Genomic DNA, 24,255 nt, shown 5'->3' on the forward strand with positions numbered 1-24,255 from the left:
GACGATGCCTGAGAAGGGCGGACAGCGGGCCGGTGTCGGGAGGCTCGCGGTGCTGGGGCTCCAGCACGTACTCGTGATGTACACGGGGTGTGTGACCGTGCCGCTGGTGTTCGGCGCCGCGGCCGGACTCGACGCCGCGACGATCGCCGTCCTGATCAACGCCGATCTGCTCGTCGCGGGCGTCGTCACGATGATTCAGGGCGCAGGTGTCGGCCGGTTCCTCGGCGTGCGGATGCCGGTGATGGCGGGGGCGGCGTTCACCGCGGTGACGCCGATGATTCTGATCGCCGGGGAGTACGGACTTCAGGCGGTGTACGGGTCGATGCTCGCCGCCGGTGTGTTCGGGCTGCTGATCGCCTACCCGTTCGCGAAGGCGGTCCGGTTCTTCCCGCCGCTGGTGAGCGGCGTGGTGATCACGGTGGTGGGGCTTGCGCTGATCGGCGTGGGCGTGAACCTGGTCGTCGGGAACGACCCGAAGGCCGCCGACCACGCGGCGCCCTCGCGGCTCGCGCTCGCCGCGTTCGTCGTCGTCGTGATCCTGCTGGTGGCGCGGTTCGGGCGCGGGTTCCTCGCGCAAACCGGCGTACTGCTGGGCCTGTTGGCGGGGACGGCGGTCGCCGTACCGCTCGGCCTGGTCGACTTCTCGGCGGCGCGGACGGCGGACTGGATCGGGGTCAGCGCCCCGTTCCACTTCGGCGCGCCGGAGTTCCCCGCGGTGGCCGTGCTGTCGATGTGCGTGGTGATGCTGGTCCTGTTCGCCGAGTCGACGGCGGATCTGATCGCGGTCGCGGAGCTGACGGGGAAACGCCTTACCACCGCGGACATGGCGCGCGGGCTGGCCGCGGACGGGCTCTCCGGGGTGCTGGGCGGCGTCATGAACGCGTTCCTGGACACGGTGTTCGCGCAGAACGTGGGCCTGGTGACGATGACGAAGGTGCGCAGCCGGCACGTCGCGACGGTCGCCGGCGGCATCCTCGTGGCCCTCGGCCTGGTTCCCAAACTCGGCGCGCTGGTCGCCGGGTTGCCGCAGCCGGTGGTCGGCGCGGCGGGGCTCGTGATGTTCGCGACCGTCGCCGCGGTCGGCATCGGCACGCTTCGCAAGGTGGATTTCGACGGTACGCACAACCTGCTGATCGTCGCGGTGTCGATCGGCGTCGGCATGGCGCCCGAGGTGGCGCCCGACCTGTACTCGCGCTTCCCCGAGGGCGTCGGCATCGCCCTCGGCTCGCCGGTGACGAGTGCGACGCTGCTGGCGTTCGGCCTGAACCTGGCTTTCAACGGCGGGAGTTCACGACGCGGGGCCGGGACCGGGACCGGGCGGGCGCCGGTGTCGGAGGTGCCGCGTGAGGAGGCGGCGGCCGGGAGCCCGTAGCGGCCGCGTCAGGCGGATTCCACCACCCGGATCGTGCGCAGTCGCGGGTCCGCCGGGTCCGGGACGTACATGCCGGCCTCGATGCCGGTGCGCAGATACGTGAGCACCGGCTCCGTGAGCCGCTCCCCCGGCAGCACCGTCGGGATGCCCGGCGGGTACGGGGTGGCCATCTCGGCGGAGACGCGGCCCGCGGCGCGTTCCAGTGGCACGTCCTCGACCGGGCCGAAGTACGCGTCGCGCGGCAACATGGCTTGTTCCAGGCGGAGTTCGGACGGCTTGGGTACCGCGACGGTCGGCGCGCCGCGCAGTTCGGCGCGGTGCTCGGCGACGTCCCGCAGGCCGTCGAGGAGCGCGGCGAGCGTCGCCGGGGAGTCGGCGAAGGTGAGCTGGGCGGCGACCCTGCGGTGGTCGGCGATGTGCACGTCGAGGGCGCGGTGGGAGCGCAGCCAGTCGGCGACGCGGTAGCCACTCGTGTCGAGGCCGGCCACGTCGATGAGGATGGGCAGCGGGTCGAGGTCGTCGGCGAGGCCCGGGCCCGTGAGGTCGTCGCGGCCGTACACGTGCAGGCCGTCGATCGCGTCGATGGCCCGCCGCGCCTCCGCCGCGAGGTCGAGGGCGTCCCCCAGGAGCTCGCGGCCGTGCAGCCGCATCTGCCGCCGCCAGCCGTCAAGGCCCGCGTAGATGAGGACGGAGGGGCTGGTGGTGCCGAGCAGGTCGGCGCGTGAGGTGAGGGTGGCCGGGTCGATGAGGTCGCCGCGCAGATGGAACACCGAGCCCTGCTCCAGGCCGCTGCCCATCTTGTGAATGCTGGTGACACACACGTCGGCGCCCGCGTCCATGGCCCACTTGGGCAGGTCGGGGTGGAACGGCAGATGCGCGCCCCACGCCTCGTCGACGATCAGCGGCCTGCCCCGCGCGTGGCAGACCTCGGCGAGCCGCGCCAGGTCGGCACACGTCCCGTACGGGGTCGGGCTGGTGATCAGCGCTCCGCGCGCGTCGGGGTGGCGCTCGAAGGCCTCCTCGTACGCCTGCGGCGAGGGCGGATGCGCGAGGCCGCGCTCGGCGTCCCACTGCGGTTCGACCCACACGGGGTCGATGCCGCACAGGATCAGCCCGCTCACCACGGACTTGTGGGCGTCACGCCCGATGAGCAGCCGCTCGTGGGGCCCGGCGACGGCCAGCATCGCGGCCTTGACCGACAGGGAGCTGCCGCACGTGGTGAAGAAGGTGTGGTCGGCGTGGACCGCGTCGGCCATCAGCTCCTCGGCGCGCCGCAGGACCCGGCCCCGCATCCGGCGGTCGTCGAGGCCCCCGCTGGCGAGGACGTCCGAGTGGAAGGCGTCGCCGAGCACTCTTCTGGCCTGCTCGTCGGCGCCGCGCGCCTGCTTGTGACCGGGTGGTGTGAAGGCGAGCCTGCCGTGCGCGTGGTACGAGTCGATGGCTTCCAGTATGGGGGCGCTGGTGTGGTCCATGGCAGCCGAGTACCCGCACCCACCCGCACCACTCCCGGCCTGCGGCGTTTCACCCGTCGCAGCCCCCTGTAGGGGACACCGGCCGGATGGCCGGATGGCCGGATTCAAGGCTTCAGCAGCCCTTTCAAGGGAACTGGTGGGCCATGACCCACCACGCGCACCGCGGCAGCGAGGAGCCGAAGGACCCGACGGACCTTCCGGCCCGCTCCTGGTGGGCGGTGCTGCGCCGCACCGGCAAGGAATCCCTCGACGACGATCTGCCCGACCGGGCGGCCACGCTGACGTACTACGGCGTCCTCTCGCTCTTTCCCGCGCTGCTCGTCCTGGTGTCCCTGCTCGGCGTGATCGGCGAGCGGGCGACGGAGGGCGTCCTGGACAACCTGCGCCACCTCACGCCGGGCCCGGTGCGGGATCTGCTGGGCGATGCCGTGCGGCAGTTGCAGGACAGGGGCGGGTCCAGTGGGGCGGTCGCGGTGGTGAGCCTGGTGGCCGCCCTCTGGACCGCCTCCGGCTATGTCGGCGCGTTCATCCGCACCGCGAACGCCGTCTACGACACCCCGGAGGGCCGCCCGGTGTGGAAGCTGACACCACTGCGGCTCGCGCTGACCGTCGCGTTGATGATGCTGCTCGCGGCGAGCGCGACCATCGTCGTGTTCACCGGCCCGCTGGCGAAACGCGCGGGCGACTGGCTCGGGGCGGGCGACGCGGCGCTCATGACGTGGAACATCGCGAAGTGGCCGGTGCTGCTCGCCCTGATGGTCCTGATGGTGGCGCTGCTGTTCTGGCGCGCCCCCAACGTCCGTGGCCCCGGCTTCCGTTGGCTGAGCCCCGGCAGCATCCTCGCCGTACTGCTGTGGCTGCTCGCCTCCGGCGGCTTCGCGCTGTACGTGGCCGGGTTCGGCTCGTACAACAAGACGTACGGCACCCTGGCCGGAGGCATCATCTTCCTGGTCTGGCTGTGGCTGTCGAACCTGGCGCTGCTGCTCGGCCTGGAATTCGACGCGGAGCTGGCCCGGCAGCGCGCCATCAGCGGCGGCCTCCCCGAGGACGAGGAGCCGTACGTGGAGCCACGCGACACCCGCAAGTGGCCGCCGCGGCTGCGCCGCCGGACGGGCAGGGGCGCCCGGTCGGCGTAGACCCCGCGCCCGCCGCCTCCACGAGTGGGCCTACCGGCCGTGGATCGCCCCCTCGCCGCCCCGCAGCGGCGTCCCGCTCCCGCCCCGCCGCGCCGCGACGATCTCCGCCCCGATCGACACGGCGGTCTCCTCCGGCGTGCGGCCGCCGATGTCGAGCCCTATCGGGGAGTGCAGGCGCTCCAACTCGACCTCGCTCAGCCCCACTTCGCGCAGCTTCGCCATCCGGTCGTCGTGCGTGCGCCGCGAGCCCATCGCCCCGACGTACGCGACCGGCAGCCGCAACGCCACTTCCAGCAGCGGCACGTCGAACTTGGCGTCGTGCGTCAGGACGCACAGGACCGTGCGCTCGTCCGTCGCCGTCGAGCGGAGATAGCGGTCCGGCCACTCCACGACCACCTCGTCCGCCTCAGGGAAGCGGGTCGGCGTGGCGAAGACGCCGCGCGCGTCGCACAGGGTGACGTGGAAGCCGAGCAGCTTGCCGACCTTGACCAGCGCGCCCGCGAAGTCCACCGCGCCGAACACGATCATCCGCGCGGGCGGCACGCTCGACTCGACGAACAGGGTGACGTCGCCGTCGCAGCGCGCCTTGCTCTCCGGCACCTCGCACAGCCCCGTGCGGCCGAGGTCGAGGTAGGCGCGGGTCTGCGCCGCGAGCCCCGAGTCGTCGCCCTCGGTGAGCCTTCCCTCGTGCGTGCCGTCGGGCCGGATCATCAACAGGGCGCCGGTGGACGGGAGTTCACCGGGCCCTTCGAGGATCCGGGCCAGCGCCACCGCCTCGCCGCGCGCCGCGACGGCGAGCGCCGAGACCACCGTCGCCCGGGACGGCGAGTCGAGCCGCACCGGTTCGACGTGCACCTCGACCTCGCCGCCGCAGGTCAGGCCCACGGCGAACGCGTCGTCGTCGCTGTAGCCGAACCGCTCCCGCGCCGGCGCCCCGTCCTCCAGGGCCTGCACGCACAGTTCGTACACCGCGCCCTCGACGCAGCCGCCGGACACCGAGCCGATGACCTCGCCCGCCGAGTCGACGGCGAGGGCCGCGCCGGGCGGCCGGGGCGCGCTGCCGCTCACCGAGACGACGGTGGCGACAGCGAACTCCCGGCCCTGCGCGGCCCATTCGCTCAGCTCGGCGGCGAGGTCAAGCATTGCGCTCCGCCTCGGCGAGCAGCACTCGGTCTGGACGCAGCGGCAGGTCACGGTGGCGCACGCCGGTCGCGTGCCACACGGCGTTGCCGATCGCGGCGGCCGTGCCGACGATGCCGATCTCGCCGACGCCCTTGATGCCGACGGGGTCGTCCGGGTCGCTGTCGTCGACCCAGTGCGCCTCGATGACCGGCACGTCCGCGTTGGCTGCGACGTGGTAGCCCGCGAAGTCGGCGCCGACGTGCCCGCCGTCCGCCGCGTCCCGCACGGCCTCCTCGTGCAGGGCCATGGAGATGCCCCACGTCATGCCGCCCACCAACTGGCTGCGCGCGGTGAGGGGGTTGATGATGCGGCCCGCGGAGAAGACGCCGAGGAGGCGCCGCACACGGACCTCACCGCTCGCCACGTCCACGGCGACCTCGGCGAACTGCGCGCCGTAGGAGTAGCGCTCCTTCTGCGCGAGGGCGCCGACCAGTTCGGTGGTGTCGGTGCGGACCGTGAGGCCCTCGGTCGGAATGGCGGCGGTCGGGGACAGGCGGTCACGCAGTTCGCGACTGGCCGCCATCACGGCCCAGCCCCAGGAGCGGGTGCCCATCGAGCCGCCCGAGAGCCACGCCTGCCCGAAGTCGCTGTCGGCGATCCGCACCCGCACCAGGCCCTGGTCGACGCCGAGTTCGTCGGCGGCGATCTGGGTCAGCGCGGTGCGGGCGCCCGTGCCGACGTCCGCCGCCGTGATCCGGACGGTGAACGTACCGTCGTGCTCGGCGGTGACGGACGCCGTGGACGGGGCGACACCGGACGGGAACGAGCACGCGGCCACGCCCGTGCCGAGCAGCCAACGGCCCTCGCGGCGCACGCGCGGCCGCGGGTCGCGCCCCTCCCAGCCGAAGCGGCGCGCACCGTCCTCGTAGCAGCCGAGCAGGTTGCGGCTGCTGAAGGGCAGCCCGGAGACGGGACCGACGTCCGGCTCGTTGCGCACGCGCAGCTCGACCGGGTCCATGCCGAGCTTCTCGGCGAGCTCGTCGAGCGCCGACTCCACGGCGTACGAGCCGGGGGCCTCGCCGGGCGCCCGCACGAACGTCGGGGTCGGCAGGTCCACGGGCACCACGCGGTTGACGGAGTAGTGCGCGTCGGACGCGTACATCACGCGGCCGTATCCGGCGCTCGCCTCGACGAACTCGCGGATGTTCGAGGTCAGCGACTGCGCGTCGTGCCCGAACGCGCGAAGGCGTCCGTCGGCGTCGGCGCCGAGCCGCATCCGCTGGGTGGTGGGGCTGCGGTAGCCGGTGAGCGCGAAGACCTGACGGCGCGTCATGGTGAGCCGGACGGGGCGCTGGAGTTCGGTCGCGGCCATCACTGCGGCGATGTGGTGCGCCGCCACGAGCTTGCCGCCGAAGGCGCCGCCGACGTGTTCCGAGCGGACGCGCACGGCGGACGGGTCGAGCGAGAAGGTCTGCGCGAGCTGGTCGGCGACCGCCCTGCTGCCCTGGTTGGCGTCGTACACCTCCAGGCGCCCGTCCTCCCAGCGCACGGTCACCGCGTGCGGCTCCATGGCGGTGTGGTGCGCCTCGGGGGTGCTGTAACGCTCGTCCACCACGGCGGCGGACGCGGCGAGTTCGGCCTCCAGGTCGCCCTTGCTCGCCTCCGAGCCCTCTGGGGCGTAGGTGCCGGGCCGGTCAGCCTCGAAGGCGATGTCGTGCGGCTCGACGTCGTACTCGACGACGAGCGCCTCCGCGGCCTCCCTGGCCTGCTCGGGCGTCTCGGCGACGACGAGCGCGACGGGCCAGCCGGCGTGCAGCACCTGGTCGTGCTGGAAGACGTGGAGGATGCCGTCGGGCGGCCCCATCAGGGTGAGGTAGTCGGTGTTGATGCGGGGCGCGTTGCCGTGGTGCATGACCGCGAGGACGCCGGGCATGGCGCGCACGGCCTCCTCGCCGACGGAGCGGACCCGGCCGCGTGCCACGGTGGACAGCACGAGCCAGCCGTGCGCGAGGTCGGTGAAGGAGAACTCGCCCGCGTACCGGGCGGCTCCCGTGACCTTCTCGCGCCCCTCGACCCGGCTGCGCCCGACACCCACCGAGCCCGTCTTCGCCGCGCCGGCCGCTGTGGTGGTGGTCGTCGTCATCGGGTGGCCTCCGAGAGTTCGGTGAGCAGCGCAATGATCAGATTGCGCATCAGGGGCACCTTGTACGTGCTGTCGGGCAGCGGCTTGGCCGCGGCGAGTTCGGCGTCGGCGGCGGCCGCGAACGTCGCGCCCTCGGCCGGCTGTCCGATCAGCGCCGCCTCGGCGGCGCGGGCCCGCCACGGCCGCGAGGCGACCGCGCCGAGCGCGATCCGCGCGTCCCGTACGACGCCGTCCTGTACGTCGACGGCGGCGGCCACGGAACCGATGGCGAAGGCGTACGAGGCGCGCTCGCGGACCTTGCGGTACGTCGAGTTCGCCGCGACGGGCGCGGGCGGCAGGGTGACCGCGGTGATGAGCGCACCGGCCGGAAGACCGGTCTCCAGGTGCGGGGTGTCACCGACGGGCAGGTAGAAGTCGGTCAGCGCCAACTCGCCCTTGCCCTCGGCGGTTTCGTACTCGACGACGGCGTCGAACGCGGCGAGCGCGACACCCATGTCGGACGGGTGCACGGCCACGCAGTGCTCGCTGGCGCCGAGGATGGCGTGATTGCGGTGCTCACCCTCGATGGCAGGGCAACCGCTGCCGGGCTCCCGCTTGTTGCACGGCTTGCTGACGTCGGTGAAGTAGCCGCACCGGGTGCGCTGCAACAGATTCCCGCCGACGGTGGCCATGTTGCGCAGCTGCCCGGAGGCCCCGGCGAGCACGGCCTGCGTCAACGCCGGGTAGCGGCGCCGCACTTCGGGGTGGGCCGCGAGGTCGCTGTTGGTGACGGTGGCGCCGATGCGGAGCCCGCCGTCGGCGGTCACCTCGACGCTGTCCAGCGGCAGTTCCCGTACGTCGACGAGGAGCGCGGGCCGCTCCACACCGATCTTCATCAGGTCGACGAGGTTGGTGCCGCCGCCGAGGTAGCGCGCCTCGGGGTCGGCGCCGAGCACCGCCACCGCGCCCGACACATCGGACGCCCGCTCGTATCCGAACTCCCTCACGCCACGGTCTCCTTCGCGTCGTCGGCGGCGTGCGCGGCCGCGTGGGCGACCGCTTGCACGATCGACACGTACGCGCCGCAGCGGCACAGGTTTCCGCTCATCCGTTCCCTGATCTCCTCCGGGGTCAGCGGCTGCGGCCCCGCCTCGGGCCGTACGTCGCCGGTGGCCGCGGACGGCCAGCCCGCGGCGTGCTCCTCGATGACGGCGAGGGCCGAACAGATCTGGCCGGGCGTGCAGTAGCCGCACTGGTAGCCGTCGAGCTCGACGAACGCCTCCTGCACCGGGTGCAGTTCGCCGTCCGGGCCCGCGACGCCCTCAATGGTGGTGATCTCGCGGTTCTCGGCCGCGACCGCGAGCTGCAGACAGGCCACGGTCCTGCGCCCGTCGACCAGCACCGTGCAGGCGCCGCACTGCCCCTGGTCGCAGCCCTTCTTCGTGCCGGTCAGATCGAGCCGCTCGCGCAGGGCGTCGAGCAGCGTGGTGCGGTTGTCGACGGGCAGCGTGTGCTTCTCGCCGTTGATGTTCAAGGTGACGACGCTGGACGTAGCGGACACGGTCGTGCCGCCGATGTCAGCTGGGGGCATGTGTGCAGCCTTCTTTCGCGTGTCTGATGCGTGGAGAATCGGCGCTGTACGCAGGGTGGGACGCGGACCGGACGTGGGTGCGGACCGGAGCCGGAACCACTAGGGTGTCGACCTAACCGGACAGCTGTCCGTTCTACGGGACACGAACGTAGTGGACAACTGTCCGGCTAGCAAGGACTATTCCCCGCCACGGCCGAAGGAGGAGAAGTCGCGTGGGGCACGCGAAGAAGTCGGCCGCGCTGCGCTCGGACGCGCAGCGCAATCGCGACCGCATCCTCGAAGTGGCCCTGGCCGAGTTGACGCGCTCAGCGGGCACACCGTTGAGCGCGATCGCGAAGAAGGCGGGCGTCGGGCAGGGCACGTTCTACCGGAACTTCCCCAGCCGTGAGGCGCTCGTCCTCGAGGTGTACCGCTACGAGGTGGAGCAGGTCGCCGACGCGGCCTGCGAGTTGCTGTGCGGACGGCCGCCGGAGCTGGCCCTGCGCGAGTGGATGGACCGCCTCGCCCAGTACGCGATGGCCAAGGCGGGCCTCGCGGACGCGCTCCGCGAGGCGACGAGCGCGCGCGGCACCATGAAGCAGGTCGCGCACGGCCCGCTGACCGAGGCGGTGACGCATCTCCTGGACGCGAACGAGCAGGCGGGCACGATCCGCCCCGGCGTCACCCCGGACGACTTCATGCTGGCCATCGCGGGCCTCTGGCTGATCGACCCGCACAGCGACTGGCAGGCGCGGGCGGGCCGATTGCTCGACCTGGTGATGGACGGCCTACGAGCGGGCGCACCCGGCCCTTCAAGCCCCGCCGGCGATTGAGGCGCGGGGTCCGGGGCAGAGCCCCGCGACCGGCGGACGGCCGACGTACACGCAGCCCGGTGCCTCAGGACCGCTTCCGCTTAGCCGGCTTGTTGGCGCTCCGCTTCGACTGCGGCTTCCCGTCCTGCCGGATGCGGCCCGGCTTCACGAAGCGCTTCTTCCCCGGCTGCTGCTTCTTCTCGGGCTCCCGCTTCTCGGGCTCCGGCCGCGTACGGCCCCGCGAGCTGTTCGCGGTCCGCCCGCGCACGATGCCGATGAAGTCCTCCACGCGATCCGTGGTGCGCTCCTCGGGCCAGGCGAGCACCACGCTCGACTCCGGGGCGTCGGTGACCGTGCGGTACGTGAGATCGCGGCGGTGGTGCAGGCGGGCGAGCGACATCGGGACGACGAGCACGCCCACGCCCGCCGCGACCAGCTCGACGGCGTCGGCCGTGGTGGCGGGACGCTCGAAGGCGGGCTGCCCAGGCGGCTGCTCCCAGCCGATCACGTCGTCGAGCGGGTACTGCACGATCTCGTCGGCGAGGTCGGCGAGGGTGACCTCGTCCGCGGCGGTCACCAGATGGTCCTTCGGGACCACGACCACGGTCTTCTCGGTGTAGAGCGGGATCGCGCTGAAGTACTCGCGGTCGACGGGCGGCCGCACCAGGCCCGCTTCGGCGTCGCCGCGGCGCAGCACGTCGGGCACTTCGGCCGCGGTCACCTGCACCAGGTCGAGGGGGACGTCGGGCAGGCGCTCACGCCAGATCCGCACCCACTTGGCGGGGGTGGCCCCGGGGACGTAGGCCAGGCGGAAGCCGGGTCCTGAGGGCGGTGCGGGGGTTTCTTGCGTGCCGGTCACGGGGCAAGGCTACCCGCCGTGGTCGGCGGGCCCCGTCGCGCTCGATACCCTTGACCCCATGAGTTCGCACCAGAGCACCCAGACCATGAAGCCCGCGACCGCGGCGAAGAAGCTGGGTGTGTACCTCGACGCCACGCCCGCCGAGTTCCAGGACGGCGTCGTCTCGCGCGCCGAGCTGACCGCACTGCAGGCCGAGCCGCCGCAGTGGCTCCTCGACCTGCGCGAGAACGGGCCGCATCCGCGTCCCGTGGTCGCGCAGAAGCTGGGCATCTCCATCTCGGGCCTGGCCCGCGGCGGCGTCACGGAGGCGCTGACCACGGAGCAGATCGAGGCCATCAAGACGGAGAACCCCGAGTGGCTGCGTACGGAGCGGGGTACGCAGGCCGACGTCCGCAAGGAGAACGTCCGCGTCAAGAAGCTCCACGCGGAACAGGCGGAGAAGCGGGCGCAGCGCGACGCGTGACCGGGTGGGGGGTTCGGGTCACCGTTCGCCTGCGCCCCACCGCACGGGGCTCCGCCCCGGACCCCGCTGCTCAAACGCCGCAGGGGCTTGATAGATGACCAGCGTTCCCGCCAGCGCCAGCACCCCACACACCACCCCGCTCGCCGCCGACCAACCGCCCGCCGCGACGAGCGGTGCCGCGGCGCCCGCGCCGAGGGCGCCCGCCAGGAAGTACAGGAGCAGGTAGACCCCGCTGAGGCTGCCGCTGTGGCGGGGGTCGATGGACATGACGCGGGTCTGGTTGGCGGCCTGCGCCGTGAAGCAGCCCGCGTCGACCAGGGCCAGGCCCGCCGCCGTCACCACGGGCCGGTCGAGCCCCGTGCACAGCAGCGCGGCGCCGGCGGCCGCCACCGCCATGCTCCCGGCGATCACCGCACGCGGCGAGTACCGGTCCCCAAGACGCCCGGCCACGGGCAACGCCGCGAACCCGAGCGCCCCGGCCAGGCTGTACAGACCGATGGCCGAGGCATCGAGCCCGTACGGCGGCTGTGCGAGCCGCACCGTGAGCGCGACCCAGACGAGGCTGAAGGCCAGGTACCAGAGGCTGCCGCTCAGCACCGCGAGCCGCAGCGCACGGTGCCGGCGCAGCAGTCCGGGCAGCGCCGCGAGGGTGCCGAGGTACCCGCCGCTGCCGGCACCCTCGGGCCGCTCCCCCGGCAGCCGTGCCCACGCGACCGCCCCGCACACCACCACGAGCCCCGCGAACGCGAGCAGCATCCCCCGCCAGCCGAGCGCGTCCGTGAGCGCCCCGCCGACGAGCCGGCTGAGCAGGATCCCGGCCGACATGCCCGCCGCGACGCCTGCGACGGCCGCCCCGCGCCGCTCCTCCGGCACCCCGCGCCCGGCGATCGTGGACGCCATCGCGCTGACGCTCGCCCCCGCGCCCACCATCACGTACGCCAGGAGCAGCAGGCCGAGGCCGGGTGCGCGGGAGGCGAGCAGCAGGCCCGCCGTGAGCAGCGCGAGCTGCCCCGCGACGAGCCGGCGTGGCGACGCCCGGTCGGCGAGCGGCAGCAGGAAGGCGAATCCGGCGATGCAGCCGCCGAGCGCGGCGGTCGTGACCAGGCCGATGGCTGCGGCGGAGGAGCCGGTGTCGCGGGCGACGTCGCCGAGCGCCGGCTGGATCGCGTAGTTGTTGGCGAGCGCCACCCCCGCGGTGCAGGAGAGCACCGCGACGCCGCCGCGCGGCAGCCTCACGGCGCCTCGCCGCGCACGAGGACCACGGCGTAACGGCAGTCGCGCTCCGTGGAGTTGAGGAAGACGCACGCCGTGGGCGGGCCCAGTTCGACGGTGTCGCCCGCGTCGAGTTCGTGCACCACATCGCCCTCGTGGAACGTGAGGTGTCCTTCGAGCACCCAGATGATCTGGCGGTGGAACGCGAACGCCGCGGCCGGGTAGGGGACCTCGGCCCCGGCCGGGAGCCGGATCTCGGCCACTTCGGCGGGGAAGCCGGGCCCCGACACCTGCCGCCGCGCGTATCCGGTCTCCGGGTCGTGCCACTGCGGCGCGGCCTCCGCGCGCCGCACCCGGTCCCGGGCCGACTCGGGCACCGGTTCGGGCTCCGGGTCGAGCAGCGTCGCCACGCTCAGCCGGAACGCCGCCGACAGCTTGCCGAGGATCACGGCGCTCGGGCTGCTCTCGCCGCGCTCGATCCGGTGGATCATCGCGCGTGACACCCCGGACTCCTCGGCCAGCTCCGCCAGGGTCCATCGGCGCTGGTCCCGCTCCGCGCGGATCCGGGCACCGATGCGCTCCACCAGGGGGTCTACGATATTGGACATGAATCCACGATACGAGACTCGGGCCCCGGCGGTGAAGGTCCGCCCGGCTCACGAGGACGACCTGGACGCCGTCCTCGCCATCCGCAATCACGCCATCGAGCACGGCACGGCACTGTGGACGGACACCCCGCAGTCCCACGAGGAGGGCGCCGCCTGGCTGGGCGCGCATCGTGAGCGCGGTTCGGCGTACGTGGCCGAGCTCGGCGGCGAAGTCGTCGGGTTCGGTGTCTACGGGCCCTGGAAGGCGTACTCCGGCTTCCGGCACACCGTGGAGAACTCGGTGTATGTGACCGGGGGCCACCAGGGGGCCGGCATCGGGTCCGCCCTCCTGGCGACGCTCGTCGACTCGGCCACCGCCGCGGGCCTGCACATCATGATCGCCGGGATCGAGTCGGGCAACGCGGCCTCGATCCGCCTGCACGAACGGCACGGCTTCGAACATGCCGGAACGGTGCGCGAGGTGGGCACCAAGTTCGGCCGCTGGCTCGATCTGACGCTCATGCGGCGGCAGTTGGACTGAACGGCCGCGGCCGCCGCCCTCACTACACGGCCTGCTCCGGCGCCGACGGGGGCCGCAGCGCGGCATAGCGCACGATGGCCCGGTTCAGCTCCAGACGCTCGTCGTCCGGCAGGAGACCGCCCTGGGCGAAGTCCAGGAGGTGCTGGGCCACCAAGTTCAGCTTGACGTTGGTGCGCTGCGACACGTCGCGCAGCACGCGCCACGCGTCCTCGGGCGGGATCCGGCCGAGGACGACGACCACGCCGATGGCCTGGTCCACCAGGGCGTGCGAGGTCACGGCCTGCTTGAGCTGGGCGACCTCCGTCTGGAGCCGTTCGTATTCCTTGGCGAGGTCGGTGGCCGACAGCAAGGTGAGCGGGCTCGTCGAGGACAGCATGAAGAAGGCCATGGGGCCACCAGGTTGGGAAGCGGGAGCGGGCAGGACGTTCACCTTTCTCAGACTTCGACGGGAGCGCCGGATCAGGCGCTCTCGACCCGTAGCCGCCACGGTACTTGGGCAAGGGAAGGGTCGACATCTTGATGCTCGGGCCTGCCGTACGAAGGCCGCAGTCCTCAGAACGAAGTGTCCGGCGGCACTCATCCAGAGAACGAAGCCGTAGGCTGCGAGAGCCGGGCATATTCGGTGGGAGGGCGGCACACATGGGCACACTGCATTTCGACAGCAGCGACATCGGGGTCACCGAGGATTTCCTCAGTCGTCACTACGCCCGTATGCGCATCGGCAACGGCACGCCCGAGTCCAGCCGGGCGCAGATCAGGCGTGAGGTGATGCCGGGGGTGAGCGTCGATGAACTCGACCTCGACTTCGACATGCGCTACTCGGTGACGCCTCTACAGAAGATCTGCCTGTGCCTCGTCCACGACGGCACCATCCAGGACCACGCCTTCGGCGATGTGGAGGACGCCTTCGGCCCCGGCGACGTGGTCTCCTTCGCCCCGCCCGAACTGCCCTACGAGGGGCGGATCTGCGGCGCCCGGTACAACATCACGATGCTCGATCCCGGCCTCCTGAACCAGGTCGCCACCAGCGCCCCGGGAGCGGCGCCGGGGCCGGTCCGGCTCACCGGTCACCGGCCCGTGTCCGACGCCGCGGCCCGGCACCTGAAGCGGACCATCGTCCACGTCCGCGATCACGTCCTGGCCGACCCCGCGGTCGCCTCCGAGCAGTTGGTCACCTCGACCGCCGCCCAGCACCTGGCCGCGAGCGTGCTGGCCGCCTTCCCCAACACCGCGCTCATCCGGCCCACGGGGACGGACCGGCACGACGCGCACTCCGCGACCCTGCGGCGCGCCGTCGCCCACATCGAGGCGCACGCCCAGGAGCCGCTCACCGTCGCCGAGATCGCTGCCGCGTCCCATGTCACCGTCCGGGCGCTGCAGTACGCGTTCCGGCGGCATCTGGACACCACGCCGCTGGCGTATCTGCGCCGGGTGCGGCTCGCGCACGCGCACGACGCGCTGCGGGACTCCGATCCGGCGGACGCGACGGTCACCGCGATCGCCGCGCGCTGGGGCTTCCACCACACCGGCCGGTTCGCGGCGCTCTACCGCGAGGCCTACGGACGCACGCCCTTTCAGACGCTGACCGGCACCTGAGAACTCACCCGACTCGCCCCCTCGTGTTTGGGGCGCGTCGGCCCGGCGACCCGGCACGATGGCCACAAGGGCTCTTCGTGCGCGGCCGGGAGGGCGGCAGACTGGCGGCGCCGAGCACACCTCTGCCGCTACCGATGGAGCTGCCATGGCGAAGGATCTGTCCAAGCACCAGGCCGCCGCACTCGACGCGCACTGGCGGGCCGCCAACTATCTCGCGGCGGGCCAGATCTACCTCCTCGACAACCCACTGCTCACCGAACCGCTCACCCCCGAGCACATCAAGCCGCGCCTTCTCGGCCACTGGGGCACATCGCCGGGCCTCAACCTCGTGCACACCCACCTGAACCGTGTCATCAGGGAGCGCGGCATCGACGCCCTGTGCGTCTGGGGCCCCGGCCACGGCGGGCCCGCCGTGCTCGCGAACTCCTGGCTGGAAGGGACCTACTCGCAGACGTATCCGGACGTCACACGGGACGCCGCCGGCATGGGGCGGCTGTTCAAGCAGTTCTCGTTCCCCGGCGGGGTGCCGAGCCATGTCGCGCCCGAGACGCCCGGCTCGATCCACGAGGGCGGCGAACTCGGCTACTCCCTCGCGCACGCCTACGGCGCCGCCCTCGACAACCCGGACCTGCTCGTCGCCTGTGTGATCGGCGACGGCGAGGCGGAGACCGGGCCGCTCGCGACGTCCTGGCACGCGAACAAGTTCCTGGACCCGGTGCACGACGGGGCCGTGCTGCCGGTCCTGCACCTCAACGGCTACAAGATCGCCAACCCGACCGTGCTCGCCCGCATCCCCGACGCCGAGCTCGACGAACTCCTTCGCGGGTACGGGCACGAACCGCTGTACGTCACGGGCGACCAACCCCTGCGCGTGCACCGCGAGTTGGCCCGCACCATGGACCAGGCCCTCGACCGCATCGCCCACATCCGGCGCGAGGCCCGCGCGGGGAACACCAAGGACCGCCCGCGCTGGCCGATGATCGTGCTGCGCACACCCAAGGGCTGGACGGGCCCGGGAACCGTCGACGACGAACCCGTCGAGGGAACCTGGCGCTCCCATCAGGTGCCGCTGGCGAACGTCCGCGAAAACCCGGACCACTTGCGGCAGTTGGAGACGTGGCTGCGCTCCTACCGCCCCGAGGAACTCTTCGACGCCGAGGGCCGCCCCACCGAACAGGTCCTCTCGTACGTGCCCGAGGGCACCCGGCGCCTGGGGGCCACGCCGCACGCCAACGGCGGGCTGCTCACCCGCAAGCTGCCGATCGCCCCGCTGGAGCGCTTCGCCGTCCCCGTCGACAAGCCGGGCACCGCGCTCCATGAACCCACCCGGGTGCTCGGCGACCTGCTGGCCCAGGTCATGCGGGACACCGCGGACCGCCGCGACTTCCGCATCGTCGGCCCCGACGAGACCGCGTCCAACCGCCTCGAAGCCGTCTACGACACCACCGGCAAGGCCTGGCAGGCGGGCACGCTCGCCACCGACGAGCACCTGGCGCACGACGGCCGCGTGATGGAGGTGCTGTCCGAACACCTCTGCCAGGGCTGGCTGGAGGGCTACAACCTCACCGGCAGGCACGGCCTGTTCTCCTGCTACGAGGCGTTCGTGCACATCGTCGACTCGATGGTGAACCAGCACATCAAGTGGCTGAAGACCTCGCGGGAGCTGTCGTGGCGGGCCCCGCTGCCCTCCCTCAACTACCTGCTGACCTCGCACGTCTGGCGCCAGGACCACAACGGCTTCTCGCACCAGGACCCCGGTTTCGTCGACCACGTCCTCAACAAGAGCCCCGACGTCGTACGGGTCTATCTGCCGCCGGACACCAACACACTGCTGTCGGTGGCCGAGCACGTGCTGCACAGCCGCGACTACGTCAATGTCGTGGTGGCCGGAAAGCAGCCGTGCTTCGACTGGCTGTCCCTGGACGCGGCCCGCGCCCACTGTGCGCGCGGCGCCGGGGTGTGGGAGTGGGCGGGCACCGAGGACGGCAGCCGCGAGCCGGACGTCGTCCTCGCGTGCGCGGGCGACGTGCCGACGCAGGAAGTCCTCGCCGCGGCAAGCCTGTTGCGCACCCACCTGCCCGAACTCGCCGTGCGCGTCGTCAACGTCGTCGACATGACGCGGCTGCTGCCCAAGGGCGAACACCCGCACGGCATGCCGGACTTCGAGTACGACGCGCTGTTCACGGCCGACAAGCCGGTGATCTTCGCGTACCACGGCTACCCGTGGCTGATCCACCGCCTCGCGTACCGCCGCACCGGCCATGCCCACCTGCACGTACGCGGCTACAAGGAGTCGGGCACCACGACCACGCCCTTCGACATGGTCGTGCGCAACGACCTCGACCGGTACCGCCTCGTCATGGACGTCATCGACCGGGTGCCGGGGCTCGCCGTGCGGGCCACGGCGGTGCGCCAGACGATGGCCGATGCCCGCACCCGGCACCACGCGTGGATCCGCGAGCACGGCACGGATCTGCCCGAGGTCGCGAACTGGTCGTGGACGGGGTGAGGGGCTCCGGGCCCCTCAGCCCTGGCCGTTGCTGAACCAGTCGGCGAGCGCGGGCGCGACCCGCGCCACCGTCACCGGCTGCCCGTCCGCCCGCAGCGACTCCGTGGCGGCGACGCCCGCGGCCACCGCCTCGCGGGCCGCCACGGGGCTGGTGTCGGTGGCACCGCCCTCGCGCACGAAGCGCAGGAACTCGGCGACGAGCAGCGGGTCGGAGCCGCCGTGCCCGCCCTCGCCGGGCGTCGGCATCGGGACGACGAGGTCGGCGTCGGCGCGGTAGCCACTGCGCCGCTTCCAGACGCGGACCTCGGCGGTCTCCCCGTGGTCGCCGAAGTTCTCCAGGCGGCCCTCGGTGCCGATGACCGTGTAGTTGCGCCAGTAGTCGGGCGTGTAGTGGCACTGCTGGTAGCTGGCGTGGATGCCGCCTTCGAGGCGCATCACCATCATGGAGAGGTCCTCGACGTCCACGACGGGGTTGAGCCCGGTGAGGGACTTCGGGGGCCAGTTGTTCTCGGGGTCGTACCAGTCGGGCATGGTGGCGCCGGGCGCCTGCCCGGAACGGTCGGCGATGTCCCCGTACACGGTGAGCCCGCCGAGCGCGCTGACCCGCTCGGTGTAGGCGCCGGCCAGCCAGTGGATGACGTCCAGGTCGTGGGCGCCCTTCTGCAGGAGCAGTCCGGTGGTGTTGCGGCGGTCGGCGTGCCAGTCCTTGAAGTAGAAGTCGCCGCCGTGCCCGACGAAGTGCCGGCACCACACGGCCTTGACCTCGCCGATCTCGCCACGCTCGATGAGCTCGCGCATGACGCGGACCACGGGCATGTGGCGCATGTTGTGCCCCACGTAGAGCCGGGAGCCCGAGGTGCGGGCTGCCTCGAGGACGCGGTCGCAGCCCTCGGTGGTGATGGCGAGCGGCTTCTCGACGAAGACGGCGACACCTGCTTCGAGCAGGTCGACCGCGAGTTCCTCGTGGGTGTGGTCGGGGGTGATGACGAAGACGGCGTCGAGGTCCTCGGCGTCCAGCAGGGCCCGGTGGCCCTCATAGGTGTGCACGTCGTCGCCGAACCACTCGCGGGCGCGGTCGAACATGCCGGGCGCGGTGTCGGCGACGGCCACCACGGCGGAGCCCTCGCCGGGCCGGTGGGCCTCGCGGGCGACGGTGGCGCGCAGGCCGAGCCCGATGACACCGAGGCGGAGGTCGCGGGTGTGCACGGGGGTGTGCGGCTCTTCGGTACGGATGTCCGTGGTCATGTCTGGTCAGCCCTTCATGCCGGAGAAAGCGATGCCCTGGATGAACTGGCGCTGCATCGCGACGAACACCACGATCACCGGGAGCGTAGCGAGCAGGGATCCCGCCATCAGCACCGGATACTCGGTGAGGTGGGCGCCCTGGAGCGAGGCGAGGCCCGCCGACAGCGGCATCTTGGCCGGGTCGGTGTTGACGATGAGCGGCCACATCAGGTCGTTCCAGGACCACAGGAACGTAAGGATGCCGAGCGCGAGAAGACCGGGGCGGGCCAGCGGCAGCGCGATGCGCCAGAAGACGGTGAAGGGGTTGGCGCCGTCGAGCCGGGCCGCCTCCTCCACCTCCTCGGGGAGCCCCATGAAGAACTGGCGCAGCAGGAAGGTGCCGAACGCGGAGAACATGCCGGGGACGACGAGTGCCTGCATGGAGTCGAGCCAGCCGAGGTTCTGCATGATCTGGTACTGCGGCAGCAGGAAGAGCTGTCCCGGCACCATCAGGACGGCGAGGAATCCGAGGAAGATCGGCCCGCGTCCCGGGAAGCGGATACGGGCGAAGGCGTACGCGGCCATCGAGCACAGCAGCAGTTGCGCGGCGGTCCGCAGCAGCGCCATGACCATGGTGTTCACGAACTGCCTGCCGAACGGGACGCCGTCGAAGACCTGCGCGTAGTTCGAGAAGTCCCAGTGCGCGGGCAGGATCGTCGGCGGCACGCGCACGGACTCGCCGAAGCTCTTGAAGGAGGTCAGCAGCTCCCACAGCAGCGGGAACACGGTGATGACGGCGCCGAGCACGAGCAAGACGTGGGCGGGCCAGATCCGCCCCTGGCGCATGTCCGTCTTACGCATAGTGGACCCACTTCTTCTGCAGCCGGAACTGGACGGCGGTCAGCGCCATGATGAGGACGAACAGCACGCACACGATGGCCGCGCCGTAGCCGCGCTGGTTGTCGAAGAACGCCTTCTGGAAGAAGAGCATCACGACCGTCTGCCCCTCGCCGTAGGCCGGGTTCTGCAGCGCGTTCTGCGTGTTGGCGCCGAGCATCAGATAGACGAGGTCGAAGACCTGGAGCGACTGGATCACCGAGAGCACCGTGGTGAAGAACAGCGTGGGGCTCAGCAGCGGCAGGGTGACCGAGAGGAACTGCCGTACGCGGCCCGCGCCGTCGAGGGCGGCGGCCTCGTAGTAGTCGCCGGGGATGGACTGCAATCCGGCGAGCAGCAGGATCATGTTGTAGCCGACGGTCATCCACACGCCGACGACGGCGACCGCGAAGCGGATGGTGCCCGGGTCGGACACCCAGGCGGTGCCGTCGATGCCGATCGTGGACAGCGCGTGGTTGAGGATGCCGGCGTCGCCGTTGTAGAGCCAGCGCCAGACGACGGCGACCGCGGCGGGCATGGTGACGACGGGCAGGAAGTAGAGGGTCCGGTAGATGCCGGTGCCGCGCAGTCCCTTCACGTTGAGCAGTACGGCGATCACCATCGAGACCGGGATGCCGAGGAGGACGAGTCCGGTGTAGACGGCGGTGTTGCCGAGGGACTGCCAGAACTCCGGGTCGCCCACGAGGGTTTGGTAGTTGGCGGCCCCGATCCAGGTCGTCCCGCCGAAGGGGCCCCATTCGGTGAAGCTGTAGTACAGCGTCTGCACCACGGGCCACAGGTAGAAGACGGCGAGGCCGAGCCCTGCCGGGGCGATGAGGGCGTAGCCCCACCACTTGTCGCGGTGTCGGAACCGGCGCTCGCGGCGCTTCAACTCCCGCTGGTCCGATGGTTGTTGATGGCTGCGCTGCGCGGGAACCGCGGCTTTCGGCTGCGTGTCGACGCTCATCAGGCCCTGCCCTTCCTCTCCTGCGCGAGCAGCTGGTTCATGGCGTCCGCGAGGGAGTCGGTGGCGGAGTCGAGGCTCTCGACTCCGCTCCACGCCTTGGCGAGCCACATCTGTTCCTTGTGCTGCCAGGCGGCGCTGTTGGCGGAACTGGAGTAGGGCACCGCGTAGTCGAGGGCGTCCAGGTGCGCCTTCAGGTTGAAGTGCGGCATCCCGGCGGCCCACGGCTCGGCGGTGCCGTTGCGGGCGGGGATCGCGGTGCCGTACTTGCCCTGGAGCAGGGAGATGCGTTCGGTGCCGAGGAAGCGGACGAAGTCGCGGGCGAGTTCGGGGTTGGGTGTGCGGGCGTAGACGACGTTGGCGAGGCCGTGCAGCACGCCCGCGCGGTGCTTCCCCTTGGGCATCGGCGCGACGTCGACCTTGGCCCGCAGCTCGCGGTCGCGGTAGAAGGTCGCGGCGTTGTAGGACGCCTCGTAGGTCATGGCCAGCGTGCCCGACTGGAACATCTGGGTGGGGTCGGTGTCGGCCATCTGCTGGAGGGTGGGCGAGGCGTGGTACCGGTGGATCAGGTCGATCCACAGCCGCAGCCCGTCGCGGGTCTTCTCGTCGGCGTAGCCGGAGCTCCGCTTGTCGTCGGAGATGACCCAGCCACCGGCCTGCGGAATGGAGTCGTAGTAGTTCTCCTGCGCGCGGACGGGCGCCCCCACCCCGTAGATCCCGCGCCTGCGGTCGGTGAGCCGCTGGGAGTGCTCGATGAGGTCCTGCCAGGTCCAACTTGCGTCCGGGTACGGCACCTTGGCCCGGTCGAAGAGTTCCTTGTTGTACCAGAGGGCGACGGTGTCGAAGTCCTTCGGAGCGCCGTACTGGGTGCCCTTCCAGCGGTACAGGGAGACCAGGTCGGCCGGGAAGTCGTCGGTCCGCAGCACGGCGTCGCCGCCGTCGGTGTCCAGCGGGAGCAGCTGCCCGGCCTCGGCGTACATGCCGAAGTTGGGCCCGTTCATCCAGAACACGTCGGGCGCGGAGCCACCGGTGCAGGCGGTGCGCAGCTTGGTCCAGTACGTCCCGTTCGGGGTCAGCTGGACGTCGACGCTGACGCCCGGCCGGGCCCGCTCGAAGGCCCGGGCGGCGCGCTGCATGGCAGGCAGTTGATAGACGTCCCAGACGCCGTACGTGAGGTGGCCGCGCCGCGCGTCGCCGCCCGCGGCGTTCGGGGCATTCGACGAGGACGGGCCGCAACCTGACGCGAGCGGCGCCGCCGCGAGTGTCGTGGCGGCCGCGGCAAGGAGAGAGCGCCTGCGCACAGGGTGCCTTCCTGGTGAAGAGTCGACCGGAATGCAAGGACGCTATTTGCTCGAAGTTGATGGGTCAAGGCTTGTTTCGATCACCTTTACGCAAACGCGGGATCGGGCAAGCGGCTGAGTGTCACCCGGCGCGGGCGACGTGCGTCCGCGCGGCCGGCCCGACAGTGCCCGGCAGGAGCACATGTCCCCCGCCCCGGGAGGGCGTTGTCATGACGATCACGGATGCCGCCCGGCCCCTGGCGGGCCGGATCGTGCAGCAGCTGGTGCACGTCAGCATCCTGGACATGGCGACGCGGCTCGCCGCGCAGGCGTTCCTGGCCGGCCTCCCGATGCTCATCGCCATCGCCTCGTTCTGTCCGCAGGTGGTGCGGCGCGAACTCCTGCGCTCACTGCGTACGTTGATCGGGACGTCCGGGGCGACGGTGCGGCAGGCCGAGGAGCTGACCGGGGGCGGCGACGCCGCCCTGCACAGCTGGGGCGCGGCGGGCGTGCTGGTCGCGCTCCTTTCGGCCACCGCGTTCACCCGGGCCCTGCAACGGCTGTGCGAGCGGGCCTGGGATCTGCCCCGCTCCGGGGTACGCCTCGTGGCGTGGCGGTGGGCGGTGTGGCTGCTCGTGTGGGTGGCGATGCTCATCGTGCAGGGAGTGCTGCACCGGGCGTTCGGCGCGGGCGCCGTCGTCGGCTACCCCTTGCAGTTCGGGGCGGCCACCCTGATGTGGTGGTGGACCCAGCATCTGCTGCTCGCCGGGCGGGTGCCGTGGCTGCCGCTGCTGCCCGGGGCGCTGCTGACCGCGGCGGGAGTGGTCGCGTTCTGCGGGGCCTCGGGGCTGTGGCTGCCGCGTGCGCTGCGGATGAGCGTGGAGCGCTACGGGGCGCTCGGTTCGGTGTTCACCGTGCTGTCCTGGCTGATCCTGTTCTTCACCATGGTGGTGTTCGGTGTGGCCGTCGGGCGCGTCCTGGCCCAGGAGGAGTTCCTGCGGCACCGGCTCGGCGCCGCGTCGGCCACCGGCTCACGCTGACTCCACCGTCACCCTGCCGTCCCGCGCGGCGGCGGCCAGCGCCTTGTGGTCGCGCTCGTTCTGGTCGGCGTAGGACTCGGCGAAGCGGGCGAGCGCCTGGTCGAAGCGGTCGGAGCTGCCCAGGTAGGCGGCGATGGCGACACGATCGCCGGAGCGGGCGTGGGCGCGGGCGAGGGTCGCGCCGCAGGCCCGGGCGAACAGGCCCATGACGCGCGGGGACATCAGGTCCGCCTGCGGAATCACCTTCCAGTCCCTCAACTGCCGTATGTAGAAGTCGCGTTGTTGACCATCGAGCCCCTCCACCCGCTCCCAGCCGAGGAACATGTCACCGGCCGCCTGCATGAGGCGCTGCCCGACGACAACGCGTTCACCCTGGTTGGTGTGGACGCCGGGCCCCGCGAACTCCGCGAGCACGGAGGTCCCCGCCTCCTTCGCCTGCAGCATCAGCGGATCACGGTCGTCGCGGCCGAGCAGCAGAATGATCCAGCAGCGGGTGCCCACACTGCCCACACCCACCACTTTGCGCGCCATGTCGACGACCCGGTACTGGGTGAGCAGCGCCCTGCGTTCGGCGGTGAGCGTGCGCGCGTACCGCTCGATCAGGTCGATCAACTGCGCCTCCAGCTCCTTGCGTTCGACGCCGGGCAGCAGTTGGTCGAGCGGAGTGACCAGGGGCGGGTCGGCCGCGATGCGCAGCTCGCCGTCGACGACGTGGGCGAGCTTCTCCAGGGCCTGGAGGTGGTCACGGCCGCGGGCCTTGCCGAGCGCCCGCGACATGCGCCGCCGGGTGCGGGTGTCCAGCTTCGCGGACGCGGCGGCGTACAGCTCGTCCGCCTCGATCCGCGAGTACCACACGTCGAGCGTGCGCATCCCGGCGAACCGCTCCATCGACTGCCGGTACGAGGCCGCCGCGGCCCGCACCACGCGCTCCCGGTCCGAGCGGCCGAAGCCGTTGCCGCGGCCCGCGATGACGAGGCTGGCGCCGAGCCGCTTGACGTCCCACTCCCACGGCCCGCGCAGCGTCTCGTCGAAGTCGTTGACGTCGAACATCAGCCGCCGCTCCGGGGAGGCGAGCAGCCGAAAGTTCAACAGGTGGGCGTCGCCGCACAGTTGGGCACGCAGTTCGGTCACCGGGGTGTGCGCCAGATCGGATGCCATGATCGCCGCGGCGCCCCGGAAGAACCGGAACGGCGACTCCAGCATGCGGCCGTACCGGATCGGCACGAGCTCCGGCAGCCTGCTCGCCGACTGCTTCTCAAGGATGTCGACGGGGTCGGGGCGGTCGGCGGCGGGCGCGTAGTCGGCGTGCGCCGAGCGCGGGACGCGGGACCTCGCGGACCTGCCCGCGCTCGCCCGCTCGCGCGCGGTGCGGCGACGGCTCGTCATCTCGGTCATGGCGGGCTCCTTCCTGGCTGTGACCACCGTGCGCCGGGCCGGGCGCCGCGGCGTCACCCCGCCGGTGTGAGCTCGCCTTCCGGGGGTGAGCCCCGCGGGCTCC

General features: G+C 72.0%; 22 protein-coding genes. 8 read left to right on the forward strand and 14 right to left on the reverse strand.

Going from position 1 to position 24,255, the window contains the following annotated elements:
- Window positions 1–4 precede the first annotated feature (4 nt).
- Window positions 5–1,372 (forward strand): nucleobase:cation symporter-2 family protein, encoded by a 1,368-nt coding sequence (locus OKJ99_RS06335; protein WP_326014879.1) that lies wholly within the window; start codon window positions 5–7, stop codon window positions 1,370–1,372.
- Between the two features lie 8 nt (window positions 1,373–1,380).
- Here OKJ99_RS06335 and OKJ99_RS06340 read toward each other — a convergent pair whose 3' ends face one another.
- Window positions 1,381–2,844, reverse strand: a complete 1,464-nt coding sequence (locus OKJ99_RS06340) for an aminotransferase class I/II-fold pyridoxal phosphate-dependent enzyme (RefSeq protein WP_326014769.1) — start codon at window positions 2,842–2,844, stop codon at window positions 1,381–1,383.
- Between the two features lie 143 nt (window positions 2,845–2,987).
- Between OKJ99_RS06340 and OKJ99_RS06345 the strand changes: the two genes are divergently transcribed.
- Entirely contained in the window at window positions 2,988–3,980 is a 993-nt protein-coding gene (locus OKJ99_RS06345; RefSeq protein ID WP_326014770.1) for a YihY/virulence factor BrkB family protein, read from the forward strand.
- Between the two features lie 30 nt (window positions 3,981–4,010).
- Here OKJ99_RS06345 and OKJ99_RS06350 read toward each other — a convergent pair whose 3' ends face one another.
- Genes OKJ99_RS06350 through OKJ99_RS06365 form a run of 4 tightly spaced genes read right to left on the reverse strand, consistent with a single transcriptional unit; the run spans window position 4,011 to window position 8,815 of the window.
- Window positions 4,011–5,123 carry an XdhC family protein gene (locus OKJ99_RS06350; RefSeq protein WP_326014771.1) on the reverse strand — a complete coding sequence of 371 codons (1,113 nt, stop codon included), beginning with the start codon at window positions 5,121–5,123 and terminating at the stop codon, window positions 4,011–4,013.
- Window positions 5,116–7,245 (reverse strand): xanthine dehydrogenase family protein molybdopterin-binding subunit, encoded by a 2,130-nt coding sequence (locus OKJ99_RS06355; protein ID WP_326014772.1) that lies wholly within the window; start codon window positions 7,243–7,245, stop codon window positions 5,116–5,118. The genes OKJ99_RS06350 and OKJ99_RS06355 overlap by 8 nt, the downstream gene beginning before the upstream one ends.
- The gene (locus OKJ99_RS06360; RefSeq protein ID WP_326014773.1) at window positions 7,242–8,231 is read right to left on the reverse strand and encodes an FAD binding domain-containing protein; all 990 of its coding nucleotides are present in this window, start codon (window positions 8,229–8,231) and stop codon (window positions 7,242–7,244) included. The genes OKJ99_RS06355 and OKJ99_RS06360 overlap by 4 nt, the downstream gene beginning before the upstream one ends.
- Entirely contained in the window at window positions 8,228–8,815 is a 588-nt protein-coding gene (locus OKJ99_RS06365) for a 2Fe-2S iron-sulfur cluster-binding protein (RefSeq protein WP_326014774.1), read from the reverse strand. The genes OKJ99_RS06360 and OKJ99_RS06365 overlap by 4 nt, the downstream gene beginning before the upstream one ends.
- Before the next feature lie 212 nt (window positions 8,816–9,027).
- Here OKJ99_RS06365 and OKJ99_RS06370 point away from each other — a divergent pair, with 212 nt between their 5' ends.
- On the forward strand, window positions 9,028–9,627 hold the full coding sequence (locus OKJ99_RS06370) for a TetR/AcrR family transcriptional regulator (protein ID WP_326014775.1): 600 nt from the start codon (window positions 9,028–9,030) through the stop codon (window positions 9,625–9,627).
- A 64-nt stretch (window positions 9,628–9,691) separates the two neighbouring features.
- Here the strand turns inward: OKJ99_RS06370 and OKJ99_RS06375 are convergent, their stop codons facing one another.
- Complete coding sequence (locus tag OKJ99_RS06375) at window positions 9,692–10,465, reverse strand: LysR substrate-binding domain-containing protein (protein WP_326014776.1); 774 nt, start codon at window positions 10,463–10,465, stop codon at window positions 9,692–9,694.
- A gap of 58 nt (window positions 10,466–10,523) precedes the next feature.
- Here OKJ99_RS06375 and OKJ99_RS06380 point away from each other — a divergent pair, with 58 nt between their 5' ends.
- Window positions 10,524–10,928, forward strand: a complete 405-nt coding sequence (locus OKJ99_RS06380; RefSeq protein WP_326014777.1) for a DUF5997 family protein — start codon at window positions 10,524–10,526, stop codon at window positions 10,926–10,928.
- Window positions 10,929–10,946: 18 nt separating this feature from the next.
- On the opposite strand, the gene OKJ99_RS06385 is transcribed toward OKJ99_RS06380, so the two are convergent.
- Window positions 10,947–12,164 (reverse strand): MFS transporter, encoded by a 1,218-nt coding sequence (locus tag OKJ99_RS06385; RefSeq protein ID WP_326014778.1) that lies wholly within the window; start codon window positions 12,162–12,164, stop codon window positions 10,947–10,949.
- Window positions 12,161–12,748: a helix-turn-helix domain-containing protein gene (locus OKJ99_RS06390; protein WP_326014779.1), complete on the reverse strand. Its 588-nt coding sequence runs from the start codon at window positions 12,746–12,748 to the stop codon at window positions 12,161–12,163. Before OKJ99_RS06390 ends, OKJ99_RS06385 begins: the two co-directional genes overlap by 4 nt.
- On the opposite strand from OKJ99_RS06390, the gene OKJ99_RS06395 reads away from it, so the two are divergent.
- Complete coding sequence (locus OKJ99_RS06395) at window positions 12,747–13,268, forward strand: GNAT family N-acetyltransferase (protein ID WP_326014780.1); 522 nt, start codon at window positions 12,747–12,749, stop codon at window positions 13,266–13,268. The two genes, OKJ99_RS06390 and OKJ99_RS06395, sit on opposite strands and share 2 nt — an antisense overlap.
- Window positions 13,269–13,290: 22 nt before the next feature.
- Here the strand turns inward: OKJ99_RS06395 and OKJ99_RS06400 are convergent, their stop codons facing one another.
- The gene (locus OKJ99_RS06400; protein ID WP_326014782.1) at window positions 13,291–13,656 is read right to left on the reverse strand and encodes an ANTAR domain-containing protein; all 366 of its coding nucleotides are present in this window, start codon (window positions 13,654–13,656) and stop codon (window positions 13,291–13,293) included.
- Window positions 13,657–13,907: 251 nt separating this feature from the next.
- Here OKJ99_RS06400 and OKJ99_RS06405 point away from each other — a divergent pair, with 251 nt between their 5' ends.
- Window positions 13,908–14,864 carry a helix-turn-helix transcriptional regulator gene (locus OKJ99_RS06405; protein ID WP_326014784.1) on the forward strand — a complete coding sequence of 319 codons (957 nt, stop codon included), beginning with the start codon at window positions 13,908–13,910 and terminating at the stop codon, window positions 14,862–14,864.
- Window positions 14,865–15,009: 145 nt separating this feature from the next.
- Window positions 15,010–17,373 carry a phosphoketolase family protein gene (locus tag OKJ99_RS06410; protein ID WP_326014785.1) on the forward strand — a complete coding sequence of 788 codons (2,364 nt, stop codon included), beginning with the start codon at window positions 15,010–15,012 and terminating at the stop codon, window positions 17,371–17,373.
- A 15-nt stretch (window positions 17,374–17,388) separates the two neighbouring features.
- Here the strand turns inward: OKJ99_RS06410 and OKJ99_RS06415 are convergent, their stop codons facing one another.
- From OKJ99_RS06415 to OKJ99_RS06430, 4 genes are read right to left on the reverse strand one after another with little or no spacing between them, the layout of a single operon-like run.
- Entirely contained in the window at window positions 17,389–18,618 is a 1,230-nt protein-coding gene (locus OKJ99_RS06415; protein WP_326014786.1) for a Gfo/Idh/MocA family protein, read from the reverse strand.
- A 6-nt stretch (window positions 18,619–18,624) separates the two neighbouring features.
- The gene (locus OKJ99_RS06420; protein ID WP_326014787.1) at window positions 18,625–19,458 is read right to left on the reverse strand and encodes a carbohydrate ABC transporter permease; all 834 of its coding nucleotides are present in this window, start codon (window positions 19,456–19,458) and stop codon (window positions 18,625–18,627) included.
- Entirely contained in the window at window positions 19,451–20,440 is a 990-nt protein-coding gene (locus OKJ99_RS06425; RefSeq protein WP_326014788.1) for a carbohydrate ABC transporter permease, read from the reverse strand. Before OKJ99_RS06425 ends, OKJ99_RS06420 begins: the two co-directional genes overlap by 8 nt.
- Window positions 20,440–21,738, reverse strand: a complete 1,299-nt coding sequence (locus OKJ99_RS06430; protein WP_326014789.1) for an ABC transporter substrate-binding protein — start codon at window positions 21,736–21,738, stop codon at window positions 20,440–20,442. Before OKJ99_RS06430 ends, OKJ99_RS06425 begins: the two co-directional genes overlap by 1 nt.
- 209 nt (window positions 21,739–21,947) lie before the next feature.
- On the opposite strand from OKJ99_RS06430, the gene OKJ99_RS06435 reads away from it, so the two are divergent.
- On the forward strand, window positions 21,948–22,757 hold the full coding sequence (locus tag OKJ99_RS06435) for a YhjD/YihY/BrkB family envelope integrity protein (RefSeq protein ID WP_326014790.1): 810 nt from the start codon (window positions 21,948–21,950) through the stop codon (window positions 22,755–22,757).
- Here the strand turns inward: OKJ99_RS06435 and OKJ99_RS06440 are convergent.
- Entirely contained in the window at window positions 22,749–24,152 is a 1,404-nt protein-coding gene (locus tag OKJ99_RS06440) for a DUF2252 domain-containing protein (protein WP_326014791.1), read from the reverse strand. The two genes, OKJ99_RS06435 and OKJ99_RS06440, sit on opposite strands and share 9 nt — an antisense overlap.
- Window positions 24,153–24,255 lie beyond the last annotated feature (103 nt).

The organism is Streptomyces endophyticus, from assembly GCF_035798155.1.
Classification (GTDB): domain Bacteria; phylum Actinomycetota; class Actinomycetes; order Streptomycetales; family Streptomycetaceae; genus Streptomyces; species Streptomyces endophyticus.

What these genes read in the sequence shown, in the direction of transcription:
- OKJ99_RS06335 (WP_326014879.1), top strand. Translation starts at nt 5, where the DNA reads ATGCCTGAGAAGGGCGGACAGCGGGCCGGTGTCGGGAGGCTCGCGGTG.
- OKJ99_RS06340 (WP_326014769.1), bottom strand. Translation starts at nt 2,844, where the DNA reads ATGGACCACACCAGCGCCCCCATACTGGAAGCCATCGACTCGTACCAC.
- OKJ99_RS06345 (WP_326014770.1), top strand. Translation starts at nt 2,988, where the DNA reads ATGACCCACCACGCGCACCGCGGCAGCGAGGAGCCGAAGGACCCGACG.
- OKJ99_RS06350 (WP_326014771.1), bottom strand. Translation starts at nt 5,123, where the DNA reads ATGCTTGACCTCGCCGCCGAGCTGAGCGAATGGGCCGCGCAGGGCCGG.
- OKJ99_RS06355 (WP_326014772.1), bottom strand. Translation starts at nt 7,245, where the DNA reads ATGACGACGACCACCACCACAGCGGCCGGCGCGGCGAAGACGGGCTCG.
- OKJ99_RS06365 (WP_326014774.1), bottom strand. Translation starts at nt 8,815, where the DNA reads ATGCCCCCAGCTGACATCGGCGGCACGACCGTGTCCGCTACGTCCAGC.
- OKJ99_RS06380 (WP_326014777.1), top strand. Translation starts at nt 10,524, where the DNA reads ATGAGTTCGCACCAGAGCACCCAGACCATGAAGCCCGCGACCGCGGCG.
- OKJ99_RS06395 (WP_326014780.1), top strand. Translation starts at nt 12,747, where the DNA reads ATGAATCCACGATACGAGACTCGGGCCCCGGCGGTGAAGGTCCGCCCG.
- OKJ99_RS06390 (WP_326014779.1), bottom strand. Translation starts at nt 12,748, where the DNA reads ATGTCCAATATCGTAGACCCCCTGGTGGAGCGCATCGGTGCCCGGATC.
- OKJ99_RS06400 (WP_326014782.1), bottom strand. Translation starts at nt 13,656, where the DNA reads ATGGCCTTCTTCATGCTGTCCTCGACGAGCCCGCTCACCTTGCTGTCG.
- OKJ99_RS06405 (WP_326014784.1), top strand. Translation starts at nt 13,908, where the DNA reads ATGGGCACACTGCATTTCGACAGCAGCGACATCGGGGTCACCGAGGAT.
- OKJ99_RS06410 (WP_326014785.1), top strand. Translation starts at nt 15,010, where the DNA reads ATGGCGAAGGATCTGTCCAAGCACCAGGCCGCCGCACTCGACGCGCAC.
- OKJ99_RS06415 (WP_326014786.1), bottom strand. Translation starts at nt 18,618, where the DNA reads ATGACCACGGACATCCGTACCGAAGAGCCGCACACCCCCGTGCACACC.
- OKJ99_RS06420 (WP_326014787.1), bottom strand. Translation starts at nt 19,458, where the DNA reads ATGCGTAAGACGGACATGCGCCAGGGGCGGATCTGGCCCGCCCACGTC.
- OKJ99_RS06425 (WP_326014788.1), bottom strand. Translation starts at nt 20,440, where the DNA reads ATGAGCGTCGACACGCAGCCGAAAGCCGCGGTTCCCGCGCAGCGCAGC.
- OKJ99_RS06435 (WP_326014790.1), top strand. Translation starts at nt 21,948, where the DNA reads ATGACGATCACGGATGCCGCCCGGCCCCTGGCGGGCCGGATCGTGCAG.
- OKJ99_RS06440 (WP_326014791.1), bottom strand. Translation starts at nt 24,152, where the DNA reads ATGACCGAGATGACGAGCCGTCGCCGCACCGCGCGCGAGCGGGCGAGC.